1 protein-coding gene is annotated in these 451 nt (G+C 46.6%); it reads right to left on the bottom strand.

Annotated elements, in window-relative coordinates; genetic code table 11:
- A partial coding sequence (locus KH400_RS21065) for an MFS transporter (protein WP_217227991.1) occupies window positions 1-414 on the bottom strand: 414 nt, incomplete at its 3' end.
- Window positions 415-451 lie beyond the last annotated feature (37 nt).

Here is a 451-nt window from a genome sequence, read left to right as displayed (position 1 = left end):
GATATTCACCATGACGACTTGCATTAACGGCATTGAAATACCGACGGCAATTGCGGCAATGATTCGACCAGCCAGGAACATCCACCACATATCGTGCTGGGCTGGTGTCAGTGACGTAACCGTCATACCGATGAATAGCAGTAAATACGCTGTGATGTACAACACCTTCGTTGGTATGCGAGTTGATAAGAACGCTGACACTGGCATCATAATGCCGTTCGCCAACATAAACCAGGTGGTTGCCTGCTGTGCAGTTGCCAACGTAATATCAAAATCTAGCATTAGCGTTGGAATGGCGGTCCCGAGCGATGTCAGCATCAAGGCTCCGGCAAACGTTCCAATCAACAGCACCGCAACCATTGCATTACGGTTGAACGGTTTACCATTGATGTCTGTAAACTGTTTTTTGACCATAGTTACCCCCTCAATAACTTTATTTACCCTATCTTAC

It is taken from the genome of Desertibacillus haloalkaliphilus, from assembly GCF_019039105.1.
Lineage (GTDB): Bacteria > Bacillota > Bacilli > Bacillales > KJ1-10-99 > Desertibacillus > Desertibacillus haloalkaliphilus.
This window is presented reverse-complemented; position numbering and strand designations above follow the sequence as displayed.